Source organism: Kangsaoukella pontilimi (assembly GCF_009830125.1).
GTDB lineage: Bacteria > Pseudomonadota > Alphaproteobacteria > Rhodobacterales > Rhodobacteraceae > Kangsaoukella > Kangsaoukella pontilimi.
This window is the reverse complement of the sequence record NZ_WUPT01000002.1, coordinates 495,112-520,286: the sequence shown is the minus strand read 5'-3', so window position 1 is coordinate 520,286 and position 25,175 is coordinate 495,112. Positions and strand designations below refer to the sequence as shown.

General features: G+C 64.6%; 28 protein-coding genes. 11 read left to right on the top strand and 17 right to left on the bottom strand.

Annotation, left to right across the window (positions count from 1 at the left end):
* Positions 1-13: 13 nt before the first annotated feature.
* The 5 genes from GQ651_RS12025 to GQ651_RS12005 all read right to left on the bottom strand — a co-directional run bounded on the left by GQ651_RS12025 (position 14) and on the right by GQ651_RS12005 (position 5,776).
* On the bottom strand, positions 14-544 hold the full coding sequence (locus GQ651_RS12025; protein WP_160764491.1) for a DUF3035 domain-containing protein: 531 nt from the start codon (positions 542-544) through the stop codon (positions 14-16).
* Positions 545-571: 27 nt separating this feature from the next.
* Positions 572-1,078: a signal peptidase II gene (gene lspA, locus GQ651_RS12020; RefSeq protein ID WP_160764490.1), complete on the bottom strand. Its 507-nt coding sequence runs from the start codon at positions 1,076-1,078 to the stop codon at positions 572-574.
* Positions 1,078-2,667, bottom strand: a complete 1,590-nt coding sequence (gene purH, locus GQ651_RS12015) for a bifunctional phosphoribosylaminoimidazolecarboxamide formyltransferase/IMP cyclohydrolase (RefSeq protein WP_160764489.1) — start codon at positions 2,665-2,667, stop codon at positions 1,078-1,080. Before purH ends, lspA begins: the two co-directional genes overlap by 1 nt.
* Before the next feature lie 19 nt (positions 2,668-2,686).
* The gene (locus GQ651_RS12010) at positions 2,687-4,393 is read right to left on the bottom strand and encodes a heparinase II/III family protein (protein ID WP_160764488.1); all 1,707 of its coding nucleotides are present in this window, start codon (positions 4,391-4,393) and stop codon (positions 2,687-2,689) included.
* Positions 4,394-4,525: 132 nt separating this feature from the next.
* Positions 4,526-5,776 carry an RsmB/NOP family class I SAM-dependent RNA methyltransferase gene (locus GQ651_RS12005; RefSeq protein ID WP_160764487.1) on the bottom strand — a complete coding sequence of 417 codons (1,251 nt, stop codon included), beginning with the start codon at positions 5,774-5,776 and terminating at the stop codon, positions 4,526-4,528.
* Positions 5,777-5,847: 71 nt separating this feature from the next.
* Here GQ651_RS12005 and GQ651_RS12000 point away from each other — a divergent pair, with 71 nt between their 5' ends.
* Positions 5,848-6,033 (top strand): DUF1674 domain-containing protein, encoded by a 186-nt coding sequence (locus GQ651_RS12000; protein ID WP_160764486.1) that lies wholly within the window; start codon positions 5,848-5,850, stop codon positions 6,031-6,033.
* Between the two features lie 3 nt (positions 6,034-6,036).
* On the opposite strand, the gene GQ651_RS11995 is transcribed toward GQ651_RS12000, so the two are convergent.
* Both GQ651_RS11995 and dapB read right to left on the bottom strand, forming a co-directional pair.
* Positions 6,037-6,393, bottom strand: coding sequence for a dihydrodipicolinate reductase (locus tag GQ651_RS11995; RefSeq protein ID WP_160764485.1), 357 nt, complete (start codon positions 6,391-6,393; stop codon positions 6,037-6,039).
* A 51-nt stretch (positions 6,394-6,444) separates the two neighbouring features.
* Positions 6,445-7,257: a 4-hydroxy-tetrahydrodipicolinate reductase gene (dapB, locus tag GQ651_RS11990; RefSeq protein WP_160764484.1), complete on the bottom strand. Its 813-nt coding sequence runs from the start codon at positions 7,255-7,257 to the stop codon at positions 6,445-6,447.
* A 92-nt stretch (positions 7,258-7,349) separates the two neighbouring features.
* Here dapB and rbfA point away from each other — a divergent pair, with 92 nt between their 5' ends.
* Genes rbfA through GQ651_RS11970 form a run of 4 tightly spaced genes read left to right on the top strand, consistent with a single transcriptional unit; the run spans position 7,350 to position 10,008 of the window.
* Positions 7,350-7,748: a 30S ribosome-binding factor RbfA gene (gene rbfA / locus GQ651_RS11985; RefSeq protein WP_160764483.1), complete on the top strand. Its 399-nt coding sequence runs from the start codon at positions 7,350-7,352 to the stop codon at positions 7,746-7,748.
* Entirely contained in the window at positions 7,714-8,466 is a 753-nt protein-coding gene (locus GQ651_RS11980; RefSeq protein ID WP_160764482.1) for a phosphodiester glycosidase family protein, read from the top strand. Before rbfA ends, GQ651_RS11980 begins: the two co-directional genes overlap by 35 nt.
* A gap of 55 nt (positions 8,467-8,521) precedes the next feature.
* Positions 8,522-9,427 (top strand): tRNA pseudouridine(55) synthase TruB, encoded by a 906-nt coding sequence (truB, locus tag GQ651_RS11975; protein WP_160764481.1) that lies wholly within the window; start codon positions 8,522-8,524, stop codon positions 9,425-9,427.
* On the top strand, positions 9,424-10,008 hold the full coding sequence (locus GQ651_RS11970) for a DUF1643 domain-containing protein (protein WP_160764480.1): 585 nt from the start codon (positions 9,424-9,426) through the stop codon (positions 10,006-10,008). The genes truB and GQ651_RS11970 overlap by 4 nt, the downstream gene beginning before the upstream one ends.
* Here GQ651_RS11970 and GQ651_RS11965 read toward each other — a convergent pair.
* Both GQ651_RS11965 and GQ651_RS11960 read right to left on the bottom strand, forming a co-directional pair.
* Entirely contained in the window at positions 9,912-10,643 is a 732-nt protein-coding gene (locus GQ651_RS11965) for a hypothetical protein (protein ID WP_160764479.1), read from the bottom strand. The two genes, GQ651_RS11970 and GQ651_RS11965, sit on opposite strands and share 97 nt — an antisense overlap.
* A 74-nt stretch (positions 10,644-10,717) precedes the next feature.
* Positions 10,718-11,686: a calcium-binding protein gene (locus tag GQ651_RS11960; protein ID WP_160764478.1), complete on the bottom strand. Its 969-nt coding sequence runs from the start codon at positions 11,684-11,686 to the stop codon at positions 10,718-10,720.
* A gap of 183 nt (positions 11,687-11,869) precedes the next feature.
* Between GQ651_RS11960 and rpsO the strand changes: the two genes are divergently transcribed.
* On the top strand, positions 11,870-12,139 hold the full coding sequence (rpsO, locus tag GQ651_RS11955; RefSeq protein ID WP_160764477.1) for a 30S ribosomal protein S15: 270 nt from the start codon (positions 11,870-11,872) through the stop codon (positions 12,137-12,139).
* Positions 12,140-12,288: 149 nt separating this feature from the next.
* Here the strand turns inward: rpsO and GQ651_RS11950 are convergent, their stop codons facing one another.
* Both GQ651_RS11950 and GQ651_RS11945 read right to left on the bottom strand, forming a co-directional pair.
* Positions 12,289-12,750 carry a copper chaperone PCu(A)C gene (locus GQ651_RS11950; protein WP_160764476.1) on the bottom strand — a complete coding sequence of 154 codons (462 nt, stop codon included), beginning with the start codon at positions 12,748-12,750 and terminating at the stop codon, positions 12,289-12,291.
* A 5-nt stretch (positions 12,751-12,755) separates the two neighbouring features.
* Positions 12,756-13,493 carry a hypothetical protein gene (locus GQ651_RS11945; protein WP_160764475.1) on the bottom strand — a complete coding sequence of 246 codons (738 nt, stop codon included), beginning with the start codon at positions 13,491-13,493 and terminating at the stop codon, positions 12,756-12,758.
* 221 nt (positions 13,494-13,714) lie between these two features.
* Here GQ651_RS11945 and pnp point away from each other — a divergent pair, with 221 nt between their 5' ends.
* Positions 13,715-15,850 carry a polyribonucleotide nucleotidyltransferase gene (gene pnp / locus GQ651_RS11940; protein ID WP_160764474.1) on the top strand — a complete coding sequence of 712 codons (2,136 nt, stop codon included), beginning with the start codon at positions 13,715-13,717 and terminating at the stop codon, positions 15,848-15,850.
* Between the two features lie 254 nt (positions 15,851-16,104).
* On the opposite strand, the gene GQ651_RS11935 is transcribed toward pnp, so the two are convergent.
* The gene (locus GQ651_RS11935; RefSeq protein WP_160764473.1) at positions 16,105-17,082 is read right to left on the bottom strand and encodes a TraB/GumN family protein; all 978 of its coding nucleotides are present in this window, start codon (positions 17,080-17,082) and stop codon (positions 16,105-16,107) included.
* A 189-nt stretch (positions 17,083-17,271) separates the two neighbouring features.
* Between GQ651_RS11935 and GQ651_RS11930 the strand changes: the two genes are divergently transcribed.
* Both GQ651_RS11930 and groL read left to right on the top strand, forming a co-directional pair.
* Complete coding sequence (locus GQ651_RS11930; protein WP_160764472.1) at positions 17,272-17,559, top strand: co-chaperone GroES; 288 nt, start codon at positions 17,272-17,274, stop codon at positions 17,557-17,559.
* Between the two features lie 51 nt (positions 17,560-17,610).
* A complete protein-coding gene (gene groL / locus GQ651_RS11925; protein WP_160764471.1) occupies positions 17,611-19,251 on the top strand; it encodes a chaperonin GroEL in 1,641 nt (546 codons plus the stop codon).
* 187 nt (positions 19,252-19,438) lie between these two features.
* On the opposite strand, the gene GQ651_RS11920 is transcribed toward groL, so the two are convergent.
* Positions 19,439-20,272, bottom strand: a complete 834-nt coding sequence (locus GQ651_RS11920) for a winged helix-turn-helix transcriptional regulator (protein ID WP_227258154.1) — start codon at positions 20,270-20,272, stop codon at positions 19,439-19,441.
* Positions 20,273-20,300: 28 nt separating this feature from the next.
* On the opposite strand from GQ651_RS11920, the gene GQ651_RS11915 reads away from it, so the two are divergent.
* A complete protein-coding gene (locus GQ651_RS11915; RefSeq protein ID WP_160764470.1) occupies positions 20,301-20,627 on the top strand; it encodes a DUF1330 domain-containing protein in 327 nt (108 codons plus the stop codon).
* 146 nt (positions 20,628-20,773) lie between these two features.
* Here GQ651_RS11915 and GQ651_RS11910 read toward each other — a convergent pair whose 3' ends face one another.
* Complete coding sequence (locus GQ651_RS11910) at positions 20,774-21,085, bottom strand: hypothetical protein (RefSeq protein ID WP_160764469.1); 312 nt, start codon at positions 21,083-21,085, stop codon at positions 20,774-20,776.
* A 259-nt stretch (positions 21,086-21,344) separates the two neighbouring features.
* Between GQ651_RS11910 and GQ651_RS11905 the strand changes: the two genes are divergently transcribed.
* A complete protein-coding gene (locus tag GQ651_RS11905) occupies positions 21,345-23,027 on the top strand; it encodes an acyl-CoA dehydrogenase family protein (protein WP_160764468.1) in 1,683 nt (560 codons plus the stop codon).
* A gap of 8 nt (positions 23,028-23,035) precedes the next feature.
* Here GQ651_RS11905 and recO read toward each other — a convergent pair whose 3' ends face one another.
* The 3 genes from recO to era form a co-directional block, all read right to left on the bottom strand.
* Positions 23,036-23,755, bottom strand: coding sequence for a DNA repair protein RecO (gene recO, locus GQ651_RS11900; RefSeq protein WP_160764467.1), 720 nt, complete (start codon positions 23,753-23,755; stop codon positions 23,036-23,038).
* A gap of 69 nt (positions 23,756-23,824) precedes the next feature.
* Positions 23,825-24,157 (bottom strand): DUF1491 family protein, encoded by a 333-nt coding sequence (locus GQ651_RS11895; RefSeq protein WP_160764466.1) that lies wholly within the window; start codon positions 24,155-24,157, stop codon positions 23,825-23,827.
* A gap of 36 nt (positions 24,158-24,193) precedes the next feature.
* Positions 24,194-25,114 (bottom strand): GTPase Era, encoded by a 921-nt coding sequence (gene era / locus GQ651_RS11890; RefSeq protein WP_160764465.1) that lies wholly within the window; start codon positions 25,112-25,114, stop codon positions 24,194-24,196.
* Between the last annotated feature and the right edge of the window lie 61 nt (positions 25,115-25,175).

Here is a 25,175-nt window from a genome sequence, read left to right as displayed (position 1 = left end):
CGGGGTTGTGAGGTCACTCGTCGTCAAGCGGCGGCGGCGGCACGCTGGACGTGCGGATACCGGCGCGGCGCATCCTCTCGAGCTCGGCATATTGGTCAAGTTCGAAAGGCTCATAGACCTGGTAATAGATGTTCACGTTGAAGAGCCGCTCCAGAAGCCGACCGTCGTTCTGACGGCGAAATTCCAGATCGGCGGCGGCCAGTTCGGCGCGGATATTCGCATCGCGGCCGTACCGGCCCGTATAGGCCAGCAGCGCGCCGTCGCCGCCCGCGCCGCGGGTCAGCGCCGCCGGGTTGCCGCCAAGCGCCACGATGGCATCCCGCTCAGGAGTCAGGTCGGCACGGTTGCCCGCACCCGGCGTAGGTTCGGGCAGGCTGGCCATGTCTTCAGGCATCTCGAGCGGTTTCGCCGGCAGAATGGCAAATTCGTCAGGTCCCGCAGAACGGGGCTGAGAGATGTTCAGAAGATTGGGCTCGTCACCACCTCCACCACACGCGCTGAGCGCGAGGGCGGCAATAATGACCGGCAGACCGCGAGAGACCATGGACGGCTCCTGTTTCCTGAACGTGTCTTACCCGTCCTTTTTGACGGCGTCACGCCCCTTGGACCCATCGGCAAGGAAGATCAGCCCTGCCGCGCCCAGAAAGATCGAGATATCGGCCACGTTGAAGGAATAGGGATTCTCGAACCCGCAGCAGGACATGTTAAGGAAATCGGCCACGGCCTTTTGCGGATAGACCAGACGGTCGACCACGTTGCCGATGGCACCGCCCACGACCAGACCGGCTGATGCCTGCACCCAAGGCCCCGGCCTGTCGCGGCGCATCCACCAGACGACCCAGCCAGTGATCGCAAGGGCGACAGCGATCAGAATCCAGCGCGTCACGTCGCTGTCGCCGGAAAAAAGGCCGAAGTTCACCCCCCGGTTCCACGCCATCTTGAAGGTCAGGTAGGGGGGCCAGACCTCGATCACGCCGCGCGTCTTCAGGTCCATCAATTGGACCACGGCAAGTTTGGTCGCCTGGTCGAGGACAAAGACGATCGCTGCCGTCCACCAGAGAGGGGCGAGCGCGCGCATCAGTGCCGGAAGTGGCGCATGCCGGTGAAGACCATGGCAAGCCCCGCCTCGTCCGCCGCCGCGATGACCTCGTCATCGCGCACTGATCCACCCGGCTGGATCACAGCCGTCGCGCCCGCTTCAGCTGCCGCCAGAAGACCGTCGGGGAAGGGGAAGAACGCATCCGAGGCGACGACCGAGCCCACCGCCGTGCTCTCGGCCAGTTCCATCGCGCCCGCCATGCGCTCTGCCTTGAGCGCCGCGATGGTCGAGCTGTCCAGACGACTCATCTGACCCGCACCGATACCAACGGTCGCGCCGTCCTTGGCGTAGACGATTGCGTTGGACTTGACGTGCTTGGCCACCGTCCAGGCAAAGCGCATGTCGGCCAGTTCGGCCTCGCTCGGGGCACGCTTGGTCACGACCTTCAGATCGGAAGCCGGGACGTGGCCCGTATCCTGATCCTGGACCAGCCACCCGCCCGAAACCTGCCGCACGGCCAGCGCCGCGGCGCGCGGGTCGGGCAGACCGCCGGTGGTGAGAAGGCGCAGGTTCTTCTTGGCCGCAAAGATCTGCTTGGCCTCCTCGCCCGCATCAGGCGCGATCACGACTTCGGTGAAGATCTCGGTTATCAGCCGTGCCGTCTCGGCGTCGAGCGGGCGGTTCAGGGCGACAATGCCGCCGAAAGCACTGGTGCGGTCGCAGTCGAAGGCGCGGCGGAACGCGTCGGCCAGCGTCTCGCCCCGCGCCACTCCCGAAGGATTCGCGTGCTTGATGATCGCGCACGCGGGGCCGTCCTCGGGCGCGAATTCCGCCACGAGATTGAACGCCGCGTCGGTGTCGTTGATGTTGTTATAGCTCAGCGCCTTACCCTGATGCTGGACGGCCGATGCAACACCGGGCACGTCGCGCCCGTCGGTATAGAAGGCCGCCGCCTGATGCGGATTCTCCCCGTAACGCATTTCCTGCCGAAGCGTCCCTGCAAAGACCCGGCGGCGCGGCATAGCCTCGCCAATCGCGCCCGCCATCCATGTGGACACCGCCGCGTCATAGGCGCCGGTTCTTGCATAGGCCGTCTGGGCCAGCTTCTGGCGGAACGCCAAACCGGTTTGCCCGTCATTCGCGTCCATCTCGGCCAGCACCGCGTCGTAATCCTCGACATCGACCACGACGTTGACGAAGGCGTGGTTCTTGGCCGCCGCGCGGATCATCGCCGGGCCGCCGATGTCGATATTCTCGATGGTGGTGTCGTAATCGGCACCCGCCGCCACGGTCGCCTCGAACGGGTAGAGGTTCACGACCAGAAGGTCGATCGGGGCGATGTCATGCGCCTCCATCGCGGAAACGTGCTCGGCATTGTCCCGAAGCGCCAGAAGCCCGCCATGGACCACCGGGTGAAGCGTCTTGACCCGTCCGTCCATCATCTCGGGGAAGCCGGTCAGGTCGGCAACATCCGCCACATCCAGACCCGCCGCGCGCAGCGCCTTGGCGGTGCCGCCCGTCGAGACCAGTTCGACGCCCCGCGCCGCCAGCCCCTTCGCGAATTCCTCCAGCCCGGTTTTGTCCGAAACCGAGATCAGCGCCCGGCGTACCGGCTGCAAATCACCCATGAAACTGTCTTCCCCGTATTCAGTTCACCGTCAGCAGACCGTCCATGGCATAGTCGCGCACCGCCGAAGGCGTCTCCTGCGCTTTGGCCAGGGACCAGCTGACGCGGGTCGAATACTCCATTGCCCGCCCGGTGAGAACGACCTGTTTGGTCGCACGCGGGGAAAGGCGGGATTTTTCAAGGTAGACACTGGAATCGAGCGCCATGCTCGCATCGCCCCTGAACCGGAAAATCCAGATCTCGCCGGATTTGAGCGCCATCGATACCGCCGTGCCGTTCATATCGAGCGTGGCGTCCACATCCGGGTGCAGATGGAACCGGACGGCAAAGCCGATCCCCTTCAGCTTGGACTTGTCGAAAGCCAGATCGAACCGTTTCTTCGCGGCGGTGTCGGCGGCGACAAGTATGTCCTCGCCCCTGAGCGAACGGCCGTCGTAGCCCAGATGCAGCGTCCGCTGGTGCAGCAATCCGTGGCTGCCGACATATCCGTCATGGGACAGCGACAGCCGCGTCCCGCCATCGACCTCGTCGCGCTGGCAGAGGACCTCGCGCGGGGCGTCGACCAGGTACTCGGCGGCCCGCCCCGAAACACGGCCCGCCTGCCCCAGCCGCGACGACGAAAGACCTTCCAGACCCAGCGTCGAGTGGCTGGGTGTGGCCCGGCCCGCCCGGCGCCAGCTTTTGCCGAAGGTCGCACCCGAGCCGCAATTCACGATCAGGGGGCGCCTGCCGGAGGTCACCTCGATCGCCAGCGTCGATGCATGGGCGTTGACCGATGCATCCGGGCGCGGAGGGCGTGCCGCGTCGATGATGACGCTCGTCCGCCCGTGGCTCACGCGGGCAAACCCCATGGCCAGCCCTGTCTGTGCTCCGGCACGCACGCCGGACGTGGCAAGCGAGCGGTCGAGTCGCCCTTCCAGCCCGCGCCCGCCTCCGTGAAAACGCGCCAGACCGCCATCGGAATGGCGAAGCGCCCGTAGAACCGGGGCAATCGCAGCAATAGAGGCCAGATGCGCCGCACCAGGTGACCGGCCCGCATCCTGAAGCGCGGCGGCGGCCCAGTTCAGAAGCGTGAAGACCTCCAAGAGCTCTTCGGGGTTGCGCGTAGACAGCCCGCCATCGGCATCGATTTCATTGGCGCATTCACGAGCCAGACCACGCATCGCGTGCTCGACATGGCCGTCCATACCCGTCAGCGCGAGACCCGCATATATCAGCCCCGTCAGCGCCTCGAACCGGGGCAGTCCCGGGGAAGCCGCTTTCCAGCGGCGGCTTAGAAAAATCGTCTGCGTGGCAAGAGAACGGAAATAGGCCTCGCTCGCGTCCCGCTCCTGCCCGTTCAGAAGCAGGATCGCATGGTTGATCCAGCGGATCAGCCTGCGCCCGGTCAGGTCGGGGGTCCAGCCCGGCCCTTTGCCGCGCCCGTACCGCGCAACCCACTCATGCGTCCATTCCCGCGCTCGCGCGCTGGCGTGCATGTCGCCCACGGCGGCCAGATCGTCGAGCCACGTGAACCCGTGCAACTCGGCCTCGAACCCGTCATCGGGCATCGGCAGGTCCCAGATCATCGTCTCGGGCGCTTCGACGAGGAACCCCGCGAACAGGAAATTCCCGCCGGTCAACTGGCGACCACGCGCGAAAGAGCCGATGGTGCGAGGTTCAGGCGTGCTGGTGAACGCCGTTGCCGGACGCGACAAGGTCGCGGCGCGGGCGTGAAAACGATTCATCCATCGCGTCTGGCGCGATGCCCAGCTTTCATCCTCGGACACGTTCTGTCCTGCCTCTTGAAGCTCCTGTTCCCGGAGCGATTGGCAAAAGGATAGCCAGCCTGCGTCATCCTGTCATGGCAGAATTCGCCCTCAGGCGGGTTTTTGCACCATCGTGACGAAGAAACCATCGATGCCGCCGCGTCCGGCCCAGTGGTCGGGACGGATGCGCAGGCCAAGCGGGATACGCCACGCGGGGTCCAGTCCGGAAGCATCGGGCGTCACAAAGACAAGGTCCGGGTGACGGGAGGCCATGGCGGCGGCGCGCTCCTCGCCTTCCTCCGGCAAAAGACTGCAGGTGCAATAGACCAGCCGCCCGCCCGGCTTCAGCCAGCCGAGCGCCCGGTCGATCATTCGATCCTGAAGGGCGACCAGTCCGGCGATGCCCTCGTCCGATTTGGCATAGCCAAGATCGGGGTGACGGCGAAGCGTGCCAGTGGCCGAGCAGGGCGCGTCCAGAAGGATCGCGTCGAAGGGCGCAGGCGGTGACCACTCGAAGACATCCGCCGTGACGCATTCGGCGCTCAGACCGGTTCGCGCGAGGTTCTCGGCCAACCGCTCCATCCGGGCGGGCGAGATATCCAGCGCCGTGACCGTTGCTCCTGCCCCCGCCATCTGCATCGTCTTGCCGCCGGGAGCGGCGCAAAGGTCGAGCACCCGCTCGCCCGGTTGCGGGTCAAGCACGCGCGCCGGGATCGCGGCGGCAGCATCCTGGACCCACCAGGCGCCCCCGTCGAAGCCCTCAAGCGCGGACACCTGACCGGCCTTCGCCAGCCGCACGCTGCCGGTGGGCAGGAGTTCTCCGTCAAGGCGCTTGGCCCAGCCTTCGGCATCTTCCTTGACGGTCAGGTCCAGCGGCGTCTGGGCGGCGAAGACAGCTTCCATTGCCGCAACGGCCTCTTTCCCCCAAGCCGCCACAAGACGCTTGCGCAACCATTTCGGCACGCTCGGGACCGGAAGTGCTGTCCAGTCCAGATGCGCCCTCAACACGTTCCGCAGAACCGCGTTGACCAGCCCCGATTTCGGCCCCTTCGCCAGCGACACCGCGTCATTGACGACGCCATGAGGTGCCTCGCCCGCCTCGAACAGCTCGAAGACGGCAAGGCGAAGAATATTGAGGATCGGGTCCTCGGGCCGGTTCCTGAGGTAAGGGCCCAGCACCCGGTCGCTCCTCTGCGCCCAGCGCAGCGCCTCAGTCGCGAGCCTCTGCGCGCGGGCCCTCTCGGCGGGGGACAGTTCGGCAAGAAGACCGCCCGTTACCTCGGCCATCAGGCGGCCGCCCTCGGTCACCGCGGTCATCAACTCGACCGCGCGGCGCCGCGTCATCAGACCGCCCTCACCCATCCGTCACCTGCCTTGTTCCAGAACGCGGCAGCCGTATATGAAGAACCGACCGCCCTCAAGGAGTGGATGCCATGACCGACGACACCGATCAGACAAACGCCCTTCCTCCCGCCGCGCAGCGCGCGCTGGCCGAAGCCGAGGAGCGGCGGAAAAAGGCGGAAAAGCAGGAACTGCCGACCGAACTCGGCGGACGCGACGGGCCTGAGCCCGTCCGCTACGGCGATTGGGAGAAGAAGGGGATCGCGATCGACTTCTGACGCTCAGTCGAGCTTCAGGTCGGCGAATTGCCCGGCGCCCCGGTCTGAGGTGAAGCGCAGCGTATCCCCCCGCATCTCGACCGTCTGGCAGTTGTCACCGATATTCTGGCTGCCCCAGAACAGGCTCCGGCAGAAATAGCCGTCACGCCAGACCCAGTCACCGGACACGTTCTGGCCAAACGCCCTGCCGACAATGTCGCCCGTTTCGGTAACGCGGACCCGGATCGCAAAGCGCGTCAGATCACGCTCGGCTACGACCCTCAGAAACTGGTTCTTGTCGTCGATGCGTTGGAACCCTTCCGCAAAGGCAGGCATCCCAACGAATGTGGAAACAACCATGGCGGCAGCCGTACGGCGCATCGTGATCCTCCTTGTCTGACGCGTTATCTACGCGCCAGACAGGGTTTTGGATCACTTGAGGCCAAGCACATCCAGCATATCGAATTCACCCGGGCCGCGCCCCTGCCCCCAAAGCGCGGCCTTGAGCGCGCCGCGGGCAAATAGGCTCCGGTCGGAGGCCACGTGGCGCAGCACGATGCGCTCGCCCGGTCCGGCGAAGATCACGTCATGTTCGCCCACGATGTCGCCGCCACGGATAGCCGTGAACCCGATATCGCCTGTCTTCCGCGCTCCGGTGATCCCGTCGCGCGCCCGGTCGGCAACGTCGTCGAGCGACACACCCCGCCCGGCGGCGGCGGCCTCGCCCAGCATCAACGCGGTCCCCGACGGCGCATCGACCTTCTGCGCGTGATGCGCCTCGACGATCTCGATGTCGAAAGAGGTATCCAGCGCCTCGGCCACCTTTCGCGTCAGAACGGTCAGAAGGTTGACGCCAAGGCTCATGTTTCCCGCCCGGATGATCGTCGCGTGGCGCGCCGCAGCTTTCAGCCGCGTCAGGTGCTCTTCCGCAAAACCGGTGGTGCCGATGACGTGCACCGCGCGCGCCTGCGCCGCCAGATCCGCATGGGCGACCGTCGCGTCGGGCGAAGTGAAATCGACAATTGCCTGCGCGTTCGCGAACGCCTCGAGCGGATCGTCGCCCACGGTCACGCCCATAGCCGCGCCACCCATCGCCTCTCCCAGATCGCGCCCGATCCAGTCATGCCCCGGACGCTCCAGCGCACCGACAAGCCGCGCCGCCTCGGACTGGCTGATGACCTCGATCAGCATCCGCCCCATCCGGCCGGATGCGCCCGTAACCACGATCCCTGGTGTCTGATCCATGAGCCTCTCTCCTTCGCCTTTCTCTTACGCGTGACCGCCGGGATAGAAAAGCGCCGCTTGCTTGCGCGTTGGTCAACCATTAGATGCGGGACATGTCCCGCTCCCGCTTCAATGATGGCCCCGGCCCCTCGCAACGCCAGCTCCGCGTCGGTGAACTGATCCGGCGCCGGCTGTCCGATGTGCTGTCTCAGGGCGACATCCACGATCCCGAACTGAACGCCATGTCGATCACCGTGGGCGAGGTCACCTGCTCGCCCGACCTGCGGATCGCCACCGCCTATGTGCTGCCCCTCGGCGGCGACAATCGCGACGGCGCGCTGGCGGCCCTTCGGCGCAATCGCTCGGAAATCCGGCGTGCTGTCACGAAGGGCCTTCAACTGAAATTCGCGCCCGATATCCGGTTTCAGATCGACGAGACCTATGACCGGCTCGACGACACCCGCCGACTGTTCTCCGATGAAAACGTCCGCCGCGATCTGGACCGCGATTAGCCTCGCCATCAGCGTGGCGTCAGCGGCGGCGGGCGATCCGGCCCCTCTCTGCGAGAGCATCCAATTCGACGACCTGCCCTTCACGATCTGTACGGCTGATCCTGCAACGGACGATATCCGGCTCTTCCTGAGGGACGAAAACGGCGCAACCCTTGGCACCTTCGGCAAAGTGCAAGACAGCCTGCCCGAGGGCCAGACCCTGACATTCGCGATGAACGGCGGCATGTATCACCCCGACCGCCGCCCCGTCGGGCTCTACATTCAGGGCGGCGAAGAGATCGCGCGGATCGTCACACGGGAAGGGCCCGGCAATTTCGGACTTTTGCCGAACGGCGTCCTCTGCCTGAACGACGACAGCGCGCAGGTCATCGAAAGCCGCGCCTTCGACACAGAGCGGCCCGCATGCCGCGACGCCACTCAATCCGGGCCCATGCTGGTGATCGACGGAGCGCTGCACCCGCGCTTCCTGAAAGAGTCCGACTCGCGCCACTACCGGAACGGCGTCGGCGTTACGCCGGACGGCAGACTGGTCGCCGCAATCTCGGACGTGCCGGTCACATTTCACGAATTCGGACGTCTGTTCCGCGACCGGCTGCGAACTCCCAACGCGCTCTTCCTCGACGGCCGCGTTTCACGCCTTTATGCGCCGGCGCTCGACCGACACGATTTCGGCTTCCCCATGGGTCCGATCCTGGGCGTCGTCACGTCCGGCGATTGACGGACGCCCTCTGCCGGGGTAGCAGGCCGGCCTTCGGAAACCGAGTGAGGTGCATATGGCGCGCCGCAAGAAAGGCCGTGACGTCTCGGGCTGGCTGATCGTCGACAAACCGGCGGGCATGACGTCGACGGCGGTAGTGAACAAGGTCAGGTGGGCGCTTGGCGCGAAGAAGGCGGGCCATGCCGGCACGCTCGACCCGGCGGCGACCGGCCTCTTGGCGGTAGCGCTCGGAGAGGCGACGAAGACGGTGCCCTATGTCACCGATGCGCTCAAATCCTACCGCTTCACCATGCGGTTCGGTCAGGCGACGAACACCGACGATGCGGAAGGCGAGATCATAGACACCTCCGACGCGCGCCCGACAGATGATGAGATCACCGATGCGCTGCCCGGCTTTGTCGGCGACATTGAGCAGGTGCCCCCAGCCTTCTCGGCGGTCAAGATCGACGGTCAGCGCGCCTATGCCATGGCGCGCGCAGGCGAAGAGGTCGCCCTTGAAGCGCGCCCGCTCTTCGTCGAAAGCCTGACGCTGGTCAGCCGCGACGACACAGATCATGCCACGCTCGATCTGGTCTGCGGCAAGGGCGGCTATGTTCGCTCCATCGCTCGCGATCTGGGCGGGGTACTCGGTTGCCTCGGTCATGTGACCACTCTCAGGCGGCTTTGGTCCGGGCCCTTCGATCTGGAGGACGCGGTCACCTTCGAACAGATCGAGGATCTGGCGGGGGATCCCGAACTCGACGACTACCTCCTGCCCCTCGAGGCCGGGCTTTCCGACCTGCCGGTCGTGCGCCTTTCCGCCGAGGGAGCGGCACGGGTCGCAAACGGCAATCCGGGCCCGGTGACCTCGTCCGAGGCTGATTTCGGAGACCTTGCCTGGGCCAGCTTTCAGGGCCGGCCGGTGGCCATCGGCGTCTACAAGGCGGGCGAACTCTACCCGAGCCGCGTGTTCCGGCTGTGACCGGCGGGCGGATCAGCCGTGACCATTGCACCGGCGACGTCGTCAGCAGCGCCGAGTACTCGAAATGTCTGCGATACCGCTACACGCTGACCCGCACTTGGGACCCGGCCGGACAGCGCCTGCTCTACATCATGCTGAACCCGTCCACGGCGACCGAAGCCCAGAACGACCCGACGATCGAGAGGTGCCAGCGGCGGGCGGTGCGCCTCGGCTTTGGGGCCATGCGAATCTGCAATCTCTTTGCGTGGCGTGAAACCTCGCCCGCTGCGCTCAAACGGGCCAAGACACCAGAAGGACCCGAGAATGCCGCGGCCCTGACAGAAGGCGCCGATTGGGCCGATCTGATCCTCTGTGCTTGGGGCGTCCACGGCACCCATCGCAACGCCGATGAGACCGTCCTCTCTGCGCTATCCGCCACGGGGCGACCGCTCTACCACCTTGGCCTGACCAAGCATGGTCAGCCACGGCATCCCCTGTACCTGTCCTACGAGGTCAAACCACTGCTCTGGACCCGGGCCGAGGGCTTCGCGGCCCCCGATGGCGCAGGCGGCGCCCTCCGCAAGAGCAGCACATTGGCCTGATCCGCATCCGGCGCACCGCAAAGCCGTGCCGCCAGACGCCCATCGATCACGATCTCACCGTGCTGGCCATCAGCGCTCGGGCGGACAGCCACGTCAGGCAGAACGGCGGCGTCGGGCGATACCCAGATCTCCACGCATTCGCGATCCGCGCTGAAGCCCTGCAATTCGGCCCAGCGGGACCGGACCGGTCTCAGCGCATGGCGTTGGCTGGAGCCAACAATATCGGACAGCCGCATCTCGGCCCCGTCAGGTGCCAGGATGACCACATCCTCGAAGGGCGGCACGCCCAGTCCTGGAAAGGCGACCTCCAGATAGGAGCCGCCGTCGAGAAACAGCAGCCGCACGCCGAAGTCATCGGCAATCGCGTCGAATTCGGCGTCGGGATCGTTCAGGGCGATCCGGCAAAGATCGGTGCCCGGTCTGAAATCCGGGATGACGAATTCAGCCACATCGCCCGGAACTTCGTGCAAGGCGGGCGGATCGGCGTATGGCGGGCGCCCGCCGCCACCATCGGGTGCCGACATGAGCGACACGGCACCTCGTTCGGTCAAAGGCACAGGACTCTCTCGCAGGAATGCCAGAAACGGCACCGATAAGAGAGTGACCACAAAGGCCCAGAGAAGACTGTCCAGCATCGCGCCCCCCCAACGGGAATCAGACGCCTTCACTCTGGACTCTTCAGGTTGAGAAAGCGTTTCTGCGCATCAGGTCACGCTGCCGGCGAGACTGTCAGGATATCGTCGGCCTCAATCGTGATCGGCGCTGCGCCCACCTCGACCAGCATGACGACGACCCCGTTCAGCGACACCTCGTAGGTCACGTCGCCCGACACATCGACTGCGGCAACCTCCACCAGCGGCGACGGCGTCAGCCCCGCGTCGTAGTACAGGACAAGCCGGTCCGCGAGCGGGTCGTAGTCTTTCACAATGGGAGGATTCTCGTCGACCCAGATGCCCGAGACGAAAGTGTCGCCAGCGCCGTCCGCAGGCCCCGTGGAGTACTCGCCCCAGGCCTCGTCCCCCTCGCCCATGACGATGATATCTGCTCCGTCCCAGCCTTCGAGCTGATCTCCAGAGTCTGTATCGTCGTCCGGCGCCGTCTCGAAGTCGCCGGAAATCCCGATCAGCGTATCGGCGCCCGGCCCGCCCTCCAGTACGTCCGCGCCAACGCCGCCGACCAGACTGTCATTCCCCGGTCCGCCTTTCAGGTAATCGTCGCCCGCATCGCCCAGAAGAGTGTCGGTCCCCTTGGCGCCTTCGAGCGTATCGTTCTCGGTTCCACCATCGAGGTAATCGGCATTCTCGCCGCCCCGAAGGAAATCGAGCCCCGGCCCGCCGAAGAGACGGTCGTCTTCGCCCCCGCCGAATAGCGAGTCGTCGCCGATGCCGCCCTCAATCGAGTCGTTGTCGGAATTTCCGTCGAGATAATCGTTCCCGATCCCGCCGGTGATCGTGTCGTCACCGCCCCGGCCGAAGATCACATCGTCGAACTCCGTCCCTTCCAGAAGGTCCGGAAGCGCCGTGCCCTCTTCGGTCGCCTCGGGCTCTTCGCCCGCGCCGCCACCGCCGCTGCCGCCCGAATCCGAACCGCCGCCTCCGTCACCTCCGCCGATGCCGCCGATGCCGCCGAAAAGAGCGGCCAGGAGGCCGACGCCCAGAAGGGCCAGAAGAATATCCATGGGCTGCTCGTCGCCTCGTTTAATTGCTTGCAGTATCACCCGCTTTCCTCGTTCCGGCAATAGAGCCCGGAAAGGGGCTTTCCAAATGCGCGGCGATCCCCTATACGCCCGCATCGCTCCATGGGCCCTGCTGGACGACATCCCGGCTTGCGCCATCAACACGAACCTGAAAAGGAGACCCCGATGTCGATTACTGCTGAAGAAAAAGCCAAGGTCATCAAGGATTTCGGCACCAAGGACGGCGACACCGGTTCGCCCGAAGTCCAGGTTGCCATCCTGTCGTCGCGCATCGCGACCCTGACCGAGCACTTCAAGACCCACAAGAAGGACAACCACTCGCGCCGTGGCCTTCTCAAGCTCGTGGCCCAGCGCCGCAAGCTTCTCGACTATGTGCGCGGCAAGGACGAAGCCCGCTACCAGGACCTGATCCAGCGTCTGGGCCTCCGCCGCTAAGAGCGCACCGGAATTCAAAACGAAACGCCCGCCCTCACCGGCGGGCGTTTTTCGTTTCGCAAAGCCAAACTAAAACCAATTCGACTAAAATTTTCTTCTTCTTGGCGAAAATACTCCGGGGAGTGTGAGGGGCGGCGCCCCTCACGGCCTCAATGAGTCATCTGCATGCCGCCCTCGGGCCGCTCCATCACCTCGAAAGTGACGTCGACTTCGCCCGCGCGATCGAAAACAAGCGTGACGTCCAGCGTGTCGCCCACGGGCAGGTCGTCCGGCCCAAGGCCCATGACCATAACATGCAATCCGCCCGGCCGGAACGCCACCGTCTCACCCGGCGCGATTTCCACCGCATCGAGATGCACCATGCGCATCACGCCATCTTCTTCCCGGCTTTCGTGGATCGCGATCATCGGCACATCTGCCATGACGTCCAGCAACAGATCCGCCTCGCCCCCCCCGTTGGAGATCGTCATGTAACCGCCAGCGGCGCGGGCGTTCATGAAAGACTTGAAGATGTGGGCACCATCGATCGTCAGGTCACCCGCCGAGGTTTCGTCGGCGAGAGCGGGGCTGGAGGCTGCGATAAGCGAGGCCGCAAGAAACGCACGAAGCATTGAACCTATCCTTGTGATTGACCGGCGTGCCGTCGGCGGCGCGCCCTCGACATATATGAAAAAGTGAATGCGACTATAAGAGCAAGTGCACCGATTGCCGCGCCCGTGCCGATTTTCGATCCGCCCGGCGCGAATGTCGCGGCAACCGGTACCGAAATGGTTCCGCCGTCCTCAAGAAAAACGACACGCTCGCCAGCGGGCTCGAAATCGTCGAACACCCTGAGCGTGACTTCCACCGGATCGCGGCCGGTGCGCGGGAAACTCAGCTCCAGCGGGCCCAATCCGTCGACCCGCCACGCGAAATAGCCGAGATAGGCGCGCAGTTCGGCCAGCTCCATGCCGCGCACCGTCTCGGGCGAGGTGCAGACGGCAATGGACACCTGACCATCATAAGGGTCGGCGAAGGGCGGCAGGAACTTCGGATCGTGCAGCATCATCGACAGGGCCTCGACCTGCACTTCCTCTCCGTTCACCCGAAGCGCAGAACCGGCAAAAAGCCTGTCGGCGGTATCGAAAGTCCCGTCGTACAACGCGTCGATATCAACGGTGCCGTCAGGTCCGAGCATCTCACCGGCGCCTTCTCCCATCACGGCGGGCAAGTCTTCGGCCGGAAGGCTCAGATAGAAGGACACTTCGCCCGCACGACGATCTATCAGAAGGGTCACGCCGTCCTCGCCCACGGCGAGACCGGGCAGGCACCAGATCGCCCCCACGAGGGCCGCAAAGGCAGGCAGGCGTGTCATGCGACCAAACGTGGGGGCAACAGTCGAAATGTCGAGTGCGGTTTTTCGTTTTCTTCCAGTCCGAAACCCGATATGGCCCGCCTATCTGTTCGGGCGGCGACCAGACCCCACCGTCGCCATAGGGAATGGAAACGAAACCCAATCGGGGTCGCGGGCAATGGGGCCCGCACGCATGACGGCCATCCGGGAACGCCCGTGAGATGGCCGAGATAGGAAACCACATGTTCAACGAAGTTAAGAAATCCATCCAGTGGGGCGAAGAAACGCTGACACTGGAAACAGGAAAGGTCGCCCGTCAGGCAGACGGGTCGGTGATCGCCACCTATGGCGAGACCAGCGTCATGGCGAACGTCACCTTCGCCAAGGAAGCCAAGCCCGATCAGGACTTCTTCCCGCTGACCGTCCACTACAACGAGAAATACTACGCCGCCGGCAAGATTCCGGGCGGCTTCTTCAAGCGCGAGGCGCGCCCGACCGAGAAAGAGACGCTGACATCGCGTCTGATCGACCGTCCGATCCGCCCGCTCTTCGTGCCGGGCTTCAAGAACGAAGTCCTCGTCATCTGCACCGTGCTCAGCCACGACCTCGTCAACGACCCCGACATCGTCGCGATGATCGCCGCCTCGGCCGCGCTGACGCTTTCGGGCGCGCCCTTCATGGGCCCGATCGCGGGCTGCCGCGTGGGTTATGAGGATGGCGATTACGTCCTGAACCCGACCGTCGACGACATGCAGGATCTGCGGAACAACCCCGACCAGCGCCTCGATCTCGTGGTCGCCGGCACCAAGGACGCGGTGATGATGGTCGAGTCCGAAGCCTACGAGCTGTCGGAAGACGAAATGCTCGGCGCAGTGACTTTTGCCCACGAGCAGATCCAGCCCGTCATCGACCTGATCATCGACCTGGCCGAGGACGCCGCGAACGAACCCTTCGATTTCACCCCCCCGGACTACTCGGACCTCTACGAGGCCGTGAAAGCCGCCGGTGAGGACAAGGTGCGCGCCGCTTACGCGATCACCGATAAGCAGGAGCGTGTCGCCGCCGTCGCCGCCGCCAAGGAAGCGATCAAGGCTGCGCTCACTGAAGAGCAGCTCGCGGACAAGAACCTCGGTTCGGCGCTCAAGAAGCTCGAGTCGACCGTCCTTCGCGGCGACGTCGTCAAGAACAAGCGCCGCATCGATGGCCGCGCCCTCGATCAGGTTCGTCCGATCGTGGCCGAAACCGGGCTTCTGCCCCGGACCCACGGATCGGCGCTCTTCACCCGTGGCGAGACGCAGGGCCTCGTGGTCACCACGCTCGGCACCGGCGACGACGAACAGATCATCGACGCGCTGCACGGCAATTTCCGCTCGAACTTCCTGCTGCACTACAACTTCCCGCCGTATTCGGTCGGCGAAGTTGGCCGCTTCGGACCTCCGGGCCGCCGCGAAATCGGCCACGGCAAGCTGGCCTGGCGCGCGCTTCAGGCGGTTCTGCCGGCTGCGACCGACTTCCCCTACACGATCCGCATCGTTTCCGAGATCACGGAATCGAACGGCTCGTCGTCGATGGCTTCTGTCTGCGGCGGCTCGCTGTCGATGATGGATGCGGGCGTCCCGCTCAAGGCCGCCGTTGCCGGCGTCGCCATGGGGCTCGTTCTGGAAGATGACGGGTCCTACGCGGTCCTGACCGACATCCTTGGCGACGAGGACCACCTCGGCGACATGGACTTCAAAGTCGCGGGCACGGAGAACGGCATCACGTCCTTGCAGATGGACATCAAGGTCGCGGGCATCACGCCCGAGATCATGAAGACCGCCCTGGCCCAGGCCAAGGACGGCCGGATGCACATCCTCGGCGAGATGAACAAGGCGCTTTCCGAGACGTCCGAGTTCTCGGTCCACGCCCCCCGCATCGAGACCATGCAGATTCCGACGGACAAGATCCGTGAAGTCATCGGCTCGGGCGGCAAGGTCATCCGCGAGATCGTGGAAGTCTCGGGCGCCAAGGTCGACATCAACGACGACGGGATCATCAAGATCGCCTCGCCCAACGGCGACGCCATCCAGAAGGCTTACGACATGATCTATTCGATCGTGGCCGAGCCGGAAGAGGGCAAGGTCTACAAGGGCAAGGTCGTGAAGATCGTCGACTTCGGCGCCTTCGTGAACTTCTTCGGCAAGCGTGACGGCCTCGTGCATGTCAGCCAGATCGAGAACCGCCGCCTGAACCATCCGTCGGATGTGTTGAAGGAAGGTCAGGAAGTCTGGGTCAAGCTCCTGGGCTTCGACGACCGCGGCAAGGTCCGCCTGTCGATGAAGGTCGTCGATCAGGAGACCGGCGAAGAAGCCACGAAAGAAGCGGAAGACGCCGAGTAATTCGGAACCGGGTTTCGCCCCCTTCGGGGCCGACCGGCGCCGCTCCCCTATGGGAGCGGCGTTTTTCTTGTTCAGGGGGCTGTCTGCCCCCTCGGCCCCTTACGGGGCCTCACCCCCGAGGATATTTGACAACAGGCGAAGAGGCGGGCCGGTTGACCCTAATAACTGTTAAGGTTAACGGCCCTCGCCTTCGCCTGTTCGGAAATATCCCGGGGTGAATTGGGCCGGAAACGGCCCAAGAGGGGCAGCGCCCCTCAGTAGGGCCTCACAGCATAGCCCGCACGCTCGAGCGCCCGCAGCACACCGGTCTCGCCAGAGAGATGCGCCGCACCAACCGCCAGAACCGCATCCCGCCCGCCGATCAGGTCGTCGAGAATTCCCTCCCAGGCCACATTGCGCCCTTCCAGAAGTGTCTCTTCGATATCGTCGAACATCTGTTGTCCGTTGGCGATGCCTTCGCGGTCGATGAGGATGCGGCTGACCTCCCACGAGGCGCGGGTGCGCCCGTCGAAATACATCTCGACCAGCGTTGTCGTGTTCGCATTGGTCGGGTCTGTGGTGCCAAGCGTGATGCGCAACCCTTCGAGCTGTTCGTCGATACTGTCGCCGGTGAACGCCTGAAGAACAGCCTCAGGCCCCTCCAGCCCCGCCACCTCGAGTCCCGCCGCCTCGGCCACGGCCTCCAGACGTCGATCAAGCCCGACCTCGCCCGCCTGCATTACCGACAGAGCGCAGGTCGGCACGGCCAGGATCAGCGACGCATACCAGGGCTGGAATTTGGCAGCGACGATCCCTGGAATGCCACGGGTGGCGAGTTCGGCTTCAAGTTGCGCCCATTCTTCGGGCGCCAGCAGGTCGACCAGGCTGGGACCGCTGGTGAGAAAAAACATCTCGGGCCGCGTCGCGGCCAGTTGCGCCAACCCCGCCTCGCTTTCTCTTGTGGCCTCGACGATCAGCACATCGCTTTCCTCGATGACCGGGGACAGTCGCTCAACGATCGGATCGAACCGCGCATCAGGGATATGGAGCGTGCCCACGACGACGACGCGGCTGTCATCGCGGGAGGCCTCCCACGTCAACCCCTCGGAATAGGCATGAGGCGCAACAAGCGCATCGAGCCGGGCGGTTTCCTCAGGCGTGAAGCTGTCGGTCAGATCGGTGGTGCCGCAGACCTGCGCCGCAGCAACGACGGGAAAAAGAAGAGAAATCAAAAGAAATACGGATCGGAGCATGACGGTCCCTTGCTTGCAATGCTGAACCGATCATGGCAGCACGCAGGTCCGGACGAAACAGCTACCTCATGCCATTTTTTGCGCATCGCGGCTGTTGACAGCTTCGTGAGCCTTCCTTATCTGCGCATCGTTAGCACTCACCCAAGGCGAGTGCTAAAGGGAGTAATAACGAACGAAGGAGCGTTCTAAATGGCATTCACACCGCTGCACGACCGCGTTCTGGTCCGCCGCGTCGAAAGCGACGAGAAGACCAAGGGCGGTCTGATCATCCCCGACAGCGCCAAGGAAAAGCCTGCCGAGGGTGAAGTCATCGCCGTCGGCGAAGGCGCGCGGAAGGATTCCGGCGAGCTGATCGCCCCAGCCGTCTCGGCTGGCGATCGCATTCTCTTCGGCAAATGGTCGGGCACCGAAATCACGCTCGACGGCGAAGAACTGCTGATCATGAAGGAAAGCGACATTCTCGGCATCATCGCCTGAGATATCGCACTTCGCTGAACACATAATCCAAGACAACCAGGAGCAAGCAACATGGCTGCTAAGGACGTCAAATTCGACACGGACGCCCGCAATCGCATGCTGAAGGGTGTGAACACCCTCGCCGATGCGGTCAAAGTCACTCTCGGCCCCAAGGGCCGCAACGTCGTCATCGAGAAGAGCTTCGGCGCGCCCCGCATCACCAAGGACGGTGTGTCGGTCGCCAAGGAAATCGAACTCGAGGACAAGTTCGAGAACATGGGCGCGCAGATGGTGAAAGAAGTCGCCAGCCGCACCAATGATGAGGCCGGCGACGGCACCACCACCGCGACGGTTCTGGCTCAGGCCATCGTCAAGGAAGGCATGAAGTCGGTTGCCGCCGGCATGAACCCGATGGACCTGAAGCGCGGCATCGACAGCGCCGTCGCAAAAGTCGTCGACGCCATCAAGGCCGCCTCGCGTCCCGTCAAGGACAGCGACGAGGTTGCTCAGGTCGGCACCATCTCGGCCAACGGCGAAGCCGAAATCGGCCGCCAGATCGCCGACGCGATGCAGAAGGTCGGCAATGACGGCGTCATCACCGTCGAAGAGAACAAGGGTCTCGAGACCGAAACCGAAGTCGTCGAAGGCATGCAGTTCGACCGCGGTTACCTCTCGCCCTACTTCGTCACCAACCCCGACAAGATGGTTGCGGAACTGGAAGACGCGATGATTCTTCTCCACGAGAAGAAGCTGTCGTCCCTCCAGCCGATGGTCCCGCTTCTCGAGCAGGTCATCCAGAGCCAGAAGCCTCTCCTCATCATCGCCGAGGACGTGGAAGGCGAAGCGCTGGCGACCCTCGTCGTGAACAAGCTCCGCGGCGGCCTCAAGATCGCTGCCGTCAAGGCTCCGGGCTTCGGCGACCGCCGCAAGGCCATGCTGCAGGACATCGCGATCCTGACCGGCGGCCAGGTGATCTCGGAAGACCTGGGCATGAAGCTGGAAAGCGTCACGATGGACATGCTGGGCACTGCCAAGCGCGTCTCGATCACCAAGGACGAGACCACCATCGTCGACGGTCACGGCGAAAAGGCCGAGATCGAGGCCCGCGTCAGCCAGATCCGTCAGCAGATCGAGGAAACCACCTCGGACTACGACCGTGAGAAGCTTCAGGAACGTGTGGCCAAGCTGGCTGGTGGCGTTGCCGTCATCCGCGTCGGCGGCATGACCGAAGTCGAAGTGAAAGAGCGCAAGGACCGCGTCGATGACGCGCTCAACGCCACCCGTGCCGCCGTTCAGGAAGGCATCGTGGTCGGCGGCGGCGTCGCCCTCGTGCAGGCTGGCAAGACCCTCGAGGGTCTGACCGGTGCGAACAGCGACCAGGACGCCGGCATCGCAATCGTCCGCCGCGCTCTCGAAGCACCGCTCCGCCAGATCGCCGAGAACGCCGGCGTCGACGGCGCTGTCGTGGCCGGCAAGGTCCGCGAGTCGTCGGATGTCTCCTTCGGCTTCAACGCGCAGACCGAGGAGTACGGTGACCTCTTCAAGTTCGGCGTCATCGACCCGGCCAAGGTTGTCCGGACCGCTCTGGAAGACGCGGCCTCGATCGCCGGTCTCCTGATCACGACCGAAGCCATGGTCGCCGACAAGCCCGCCAAGGAAGGCGCGGCCGGTGGCGGCATGCCCGACATGGGCGGCATGGGCGGCATGATGTAAGTGATTTCCGGCGCGCAACGCGCGTCGGAAATTGCGTCAGGCCGACAGGCGTTTCGCTTCAGCGAAATGCCGAAAGGCCAAGTGGGAAAGGCCGATGGGCGGATGCCCGAATGCCAACCCACACCGCTAGGGAAAGGGCCACCTCCGAGTGGCCCTTTTTCGTGGGCCGCAGAGGTCAGTCACCGCGTCAGGGCACCAGCTTTTTCTGTACTGCGAAGGGGCTCAGGCCCAGCCATGTCTGGATCGTGGACGAGATCTCCGTTGGCCCCGTAAATTCCAGCTTGTCCCGCTCCGCCGCCACATCCGTGACACCCATCCAGATCGCCGTCATCGTCCTCAGGTCGGTGGACACGTAAAGGTCCACCTCGAACCCCGGATCGGCCCAGCACAGGTCCACCTCGCCCGCAGGCTCGATCACCAGCCACCAGTCCCGTTTGGTCGACGGAAGGTCGTGGTACATGAACTGGACCACCGTCCGTTGCCGCGGCAGCGGATCGGGGTTGAGGTTCCGCCGCATGTCCCACATCAGAAGCGAGGGATCGAGGTTCTTTAGCGAAAGCGACGACTCGACCCATTTCTGGCCCCACATGCCCATCGCTATGACCACCTCGCGCAGGTCCCGCCCGGCCGGAGTCAGATGATACTCGAAGACACCCCGCTCCGATGGCAATGGCCGCCGCTCGACGATCTTGGCATCCTCCAAATCCTTCAAACGCTGGGACAAAAGCGTGGGCGACATCTTTGGCACGCCCCGCCTGAGGTCGTTGAACCGGGTCGATCCGGCGATCAGCTCGCGCATCAGGACCATTGTCCATCTGGTGCAGAGCACCTCCGCCGCCATCGCCAGTGGGCAGAACTGCTTGTATCCCGCTTGTGCCATTTTGTGTCCCTCCATCCGTTCGTCGCAGCCTAACAGCCCCGCCGGACCCATCCAGTCCAGAAACTGTACCGGCCGCTCCAGTTCCGTGACTGGAGAGGCACCCGGCGTCTCTGACAGGCTTTTCCCAGATGGGCCGATCATCCCGACCGGCCCGGACAAGGAGACCGATATGAGCATTTACCTTATCGCCGACATCAAGATCACCGACGACGGCTGGGTTCCGGAATACGCCACCCATGTGCACGACCTAGTTGAGCGCCACGGTGGCCGTTACCTGTCCCGCAGCGGCAATATAGAAACGGTCGAGGGCGAACCGGGCGACAGCAGCCTGATCGCCATAATCTTGTTCCCCTCGCGCGAGGCTCTCGACGCCTTCGCCGCAGACCCCGACTATGCGCCATTCGGAAAGGCACGGCAGGCGGGCAGCGTCTCGACCTTCCGGGTGATTGACGACACCGACATCGCGGGCACGATCCCGTATCTGAAGGCAGGCTAGGACGGCGTACGCATCACTGGCTCTTGCCCCATGACCGCGCTGCCGCGCGACCGGTTCTCCGGCAAGTCACCGGCCAATGACAAAAAAGACCCGCCGCACCACCGCGGCGGGTCTTCAATATTGCAGCTTTGGCGCGCCGAAATCGCCTAGAGCATCATGTCCATCATGTCGTGCTCATCCTCGCCCTCGTCCTCAAGCGGTGCGTCTTTGAACTTGACGAAGGGCAGGCCCGCCTCCGCCGAGAAGTCGTCCTGAGCCGACCCCGCCGTCGGGTTGTGACCCGAGTTGCCCGCCGTGTCGTTCCCGAAATTGTGGCGGTCGGCGGCGGTGTCGCCCGGCTCGTTGTTGCCCTGGTGATTGGCGCCATGCCCGTGCCATTCCGTTGTAAAGCCCGCCGGGCCTTCCGGGTTGGGCGGCATCCAGGAAATGACCGGGGTAAGGGGGGAAATGAGTGTCATGCGTCCTCCGAGACTAGGCTCTGATGTGGCGCCCCCGCATCAGCGCTAGGGCAGGAATGGGGCGGAATTGCGGCAGGCGATCCGCCCCAATAGCACTCGTCGGCAAATGTCCGCGCACCGATGGGCGGACGTGCCCAAGGGACCCATGCAAATTTGGAAAGTCATAAAATGTCAAAAACACACCCCAAACAAGAAATCTTCTTGCGCTGCGACTGCATTGCCCCTATCCCTTCGCAGACGCAGAATAAGGACGATTCCGATGCCTCGCGACGGTGCCATGCCCGAGACCCAAACGCCCCTTCTGGACAATCTCCTGACCCTGACCGGGGAGGCTCTCACCGCTGCCGACGCGCTTCTCGCAACCGCGCGGGACAAGGTTCGCATCATGGTCACCGAGGACGGCAAGGTCTCGGCCCGCCTGATCGAAGCCAATCAGACCGCCGCCCACGGCCTCGCCTGGCTCGCCACCTATGTGCAGGCGCTCTCCCAGATGCAGCAGTGGGCCAACGCCCTGACCGAACAGCGTAAATTCGGAGAGCTCGAGGCGCTGATCCACCAGATCGCCTTTGGCGAATACCTCTGGCAGCTCTATGGCGGCCTGCCAATGAGCCAGGGTGAAATCCTCCGTCCGCAGGACATGGGCCTCTCTCAGGACGACCAGCGCGCCATGATGTCCCCCGCCGTCATGACCCTGACGCAGCACGGCAACACCGAGGCCGCGCGCCTCCGCCTCGTCGAGATCATCCGCGAGCGCACCGCCGACATCACCTATGGCGCCACCGGGCTCGACGACGAACTGGAGATGATCCGCGAGCAATTCCGTCGCTTTGCGAAGGACCGCGTCGAGCCCCACGCCCACGAGTGGCACCTCAAGGACGAACTGATCCCGATGGAGATCATCGACGAGATGTCCGAGATGGGCGTCTTTGGCCTGACCATTCCCGAGGAATACGGCGGCTTCGGCCTGTCCAAGGCGTCGATGTGCGTCGTCTCCGAGGAACTCAGCCGCGGCTATATCGGCGTCGGCTCTCTCGGCACACGGTCCGAGATCGCCGCCGAGCTGATCCTCTGCGGCGGCACCGAGGCGCAGAAGGAGAAATGGCTCCCCGGTCTCGCGTCGGGGGAAATCCTGCCCACGGCGGTCTTCACCGAACCGAACACCGGCTCCGACCTCGGCAGCCTCAGAACCAAGGCCACCCGGCAGGGCGACGACTGGGAAATCACCGGCAACAAGACGTGGATCACCCATGCCGCCCGCACCCATGTGATGACGGTGCTGGCACGCACCGTCCCTGGCACCGATGATTATCGCGGCCTTTCCATGTTCCTCGCCGAAAAGACCCCCGGCACCGATGCCGAACCCTTCCCCGATACCGGCCTCTCTGGCGGCGAAATTGAGGTCTTGGGCTATCGCGGCATGAAGGAATATACCGTCAATTTCGATGGCTTCGCGGTCGCAGGCGAGAATCTGCTCGGCGGCGAAGAGGGGCAAGGCTTCAAGCAACTGATGCAGACCTTCGAATCCGCCCGCATTCAGACCGCCGCGCGCGCCATCGGCGTCGCACAATCGGCGCTCGACGTGTCGCTCCGCTATGCCGAAGACCGCAAGCAGTTCGGCAAGCCGCTGATCGCCTTCCCCCGCGTGGCGTCCAAACTCGCAATGATGGCGGTCGAGATCATGGTGGCGCGCCAGCTCACATATTTCTCGGCCCGCGAGAAAGACGCCGACCGCCGCTGCGACCTCGAGGCCGGCATGGCCAAGCTCCTCGGCGCCCGCGTGGCGTGGGCCGCGGCGGATAACGGGCTGCAGATCCATGGCGGCAACGGCTTCGCGCTGGAATACGCGATCAGCCGCATCCTCTGCGACGCGCGCATCCTGAACATCTTCGAAGGTGCCGCCGAGATCCAGGCCCAGGTCATCGCCCGCCGCCTCTTGGCCTGAAGGAGCGGCTAGGCCCGCCCCAAAAGGTCCACCAGCCGCGCCCGCGCCTCGGGCAACGGCCGGTCGCCCATAGCGGGCTGAAGACTGGCCGAAAGAAAATGCCCCGTGACGGCGAGACCCGCGACGATCTCGTCCCCCGACCCTGTTCCCTGCCCCAGAAGCGCCGGAGACAGCGGCAGTAGCCGCTCGGCCCACTCCCCCGCTCCGGCCTCGGACACCGCCCGGCCCGACCGGGGCGAGACATAGACCAACCCCTCCGTTGACCCGGTGACGGCGCAGGCCGACAGGTCCAGCCCGAAACCCAGCGCCTCCAATAGCGCCACCTCCCACCGGACATAGGCAATCGGCCAGAACGGGCTGTCACCCATCATGTCCAGAAGCGCCGCCGTCCGTTCGTGCAGCCCCTCATGCACCTCCCGCTCGGGAAGCGCGAAGCGCAACAGACCCGTCACCGCGTTCAGCCCGGCTAGCGCCCGGCGATCCGACAACAGAACGGCCCGGCTTTTCAGAGGCTCCACCGTGAAAGCGCCCAGATGCTCCTCCAGCCGCGCCCGCCAGGTCAGGTCAAGATCGGCGCCCGGCTGCAGAAGGGGCGCAATCTTGCGGCTAACCCCGCCACGCACCACACCGGCGTGGCGGCCATGGGAGGCGGTCAGCACATCGAGAATGACCGAGGTTTCCCCATGCGGCCTGATCCCCAACACGATTCCCTCGTCCCGCCAGTCCACCCGCTGCCCTTCTTCTGTTCGAAAATACTCCCGCGCGGAGCGCACCGCGACGGCGAAGCCGGCGCAATCCTACTCCAGCCCCGGCTGGTCGAGCAAATGGCGTCCCGCGCGATCCTCGACCTCGATCACCCAGAGGTCCGGGTCCGTGCCCCGCTGCCGGGTGACCGAGGCATCGACGTCGGCCTCATTTCCCTCGACCAGCACGACCCAGCGCCGCTCTCCGGTCATCAGGTCGAAGGATCGTTGAAAAGCAACGGCGCGCCCGTCGAGCGTATTCAGCTTGACCAGAACAGCACCCGCCGTGTGATCGCCCCGCGCGACGACAAAGGCCGGGATATCCGCCAACCGGCAGCGCGTCAGATAAGCCGCCACCCAGACCTCCGACGTCAGGCGCGCGTTCACCACCGGGCCCGCATTCTTTCAAAGAATGCGCCCCGCTCACGCCCCATCGGAAAAATCCAGACCCATCTCGGAATAGCGTTCCGCCTCGTCCAGCCAGTTGGGCCGGACCTTGACGGTCAGGAACAGGTGCACCTTGCGGCCAAGAAACGCCTCGATCTCTTCCCGCGCGGCCTGCCCGACCGCCTTGATCGTCTCGCCCTTCTTGCCAAGAACGATCCCCTTGTGCCCGTCGCGGGCGACATAGACGATCTGGTCGATCCGGGCCGAGCCATCTTCGCGCTCTTCCCAGTTCTCGGTCTCGACAGTCAGTTGATAGGGCAGCTCCTGATGCAGCCTCAGGGTCAGCTTCTCCCGCGTCATCTCGGCGGCGATCATCCGCATCGGCAGGTCCGCGATCTGGTCCTCGGGATAAAGCCAAGGGCCTTCAGGCATCTCGCCCGCCAGCCACCGCTTCAGATCATCGACGCCATAGCCTTTCTCGGCCGAGATCATGAAGGTCTCGACGAAACCGAACCGTTTGTTCAGGTCCTCGGACAGCCCAAGCAGGGCTTTCCGTTCCACACGGTCGATCTTGTTGATGGCAAGTGCAGCGCGCGCGCCCTTGCCGCGCTCTTCCAGCCCCTTCAGCATAGCTTCGACGCCCGGCGTCACACCACGATGCGCCTCGACCATGACGACGACCACATCCGCATCCGCCGCGCCCGACCACGCCGCCGCGACCATCGCCCGGTCCAGCCGCCGTTTCGGCGTGAAAAGTCCAGGCGTGTCCACGAAGACGATCTGGGACGCGCCCTCGATCGCCACGCCCCTGATACGCGCCCGCGTCGTCTGCACCTTGTGCGTCACGATCGAGACCTTGGCCCCGACCATCCGGTTGAGAAGCGTCGACTTGCCCGCATTGGGCTCGCCGATCAGCGCCACGAAACCGGCGCGCGTCTGTTTTGTATCGTCCTGCATGGCCGCCGCTTAGTCGATTCGAACGAGCGGGGCCAGCACGACCGCCGCCCGGCACCCGCCC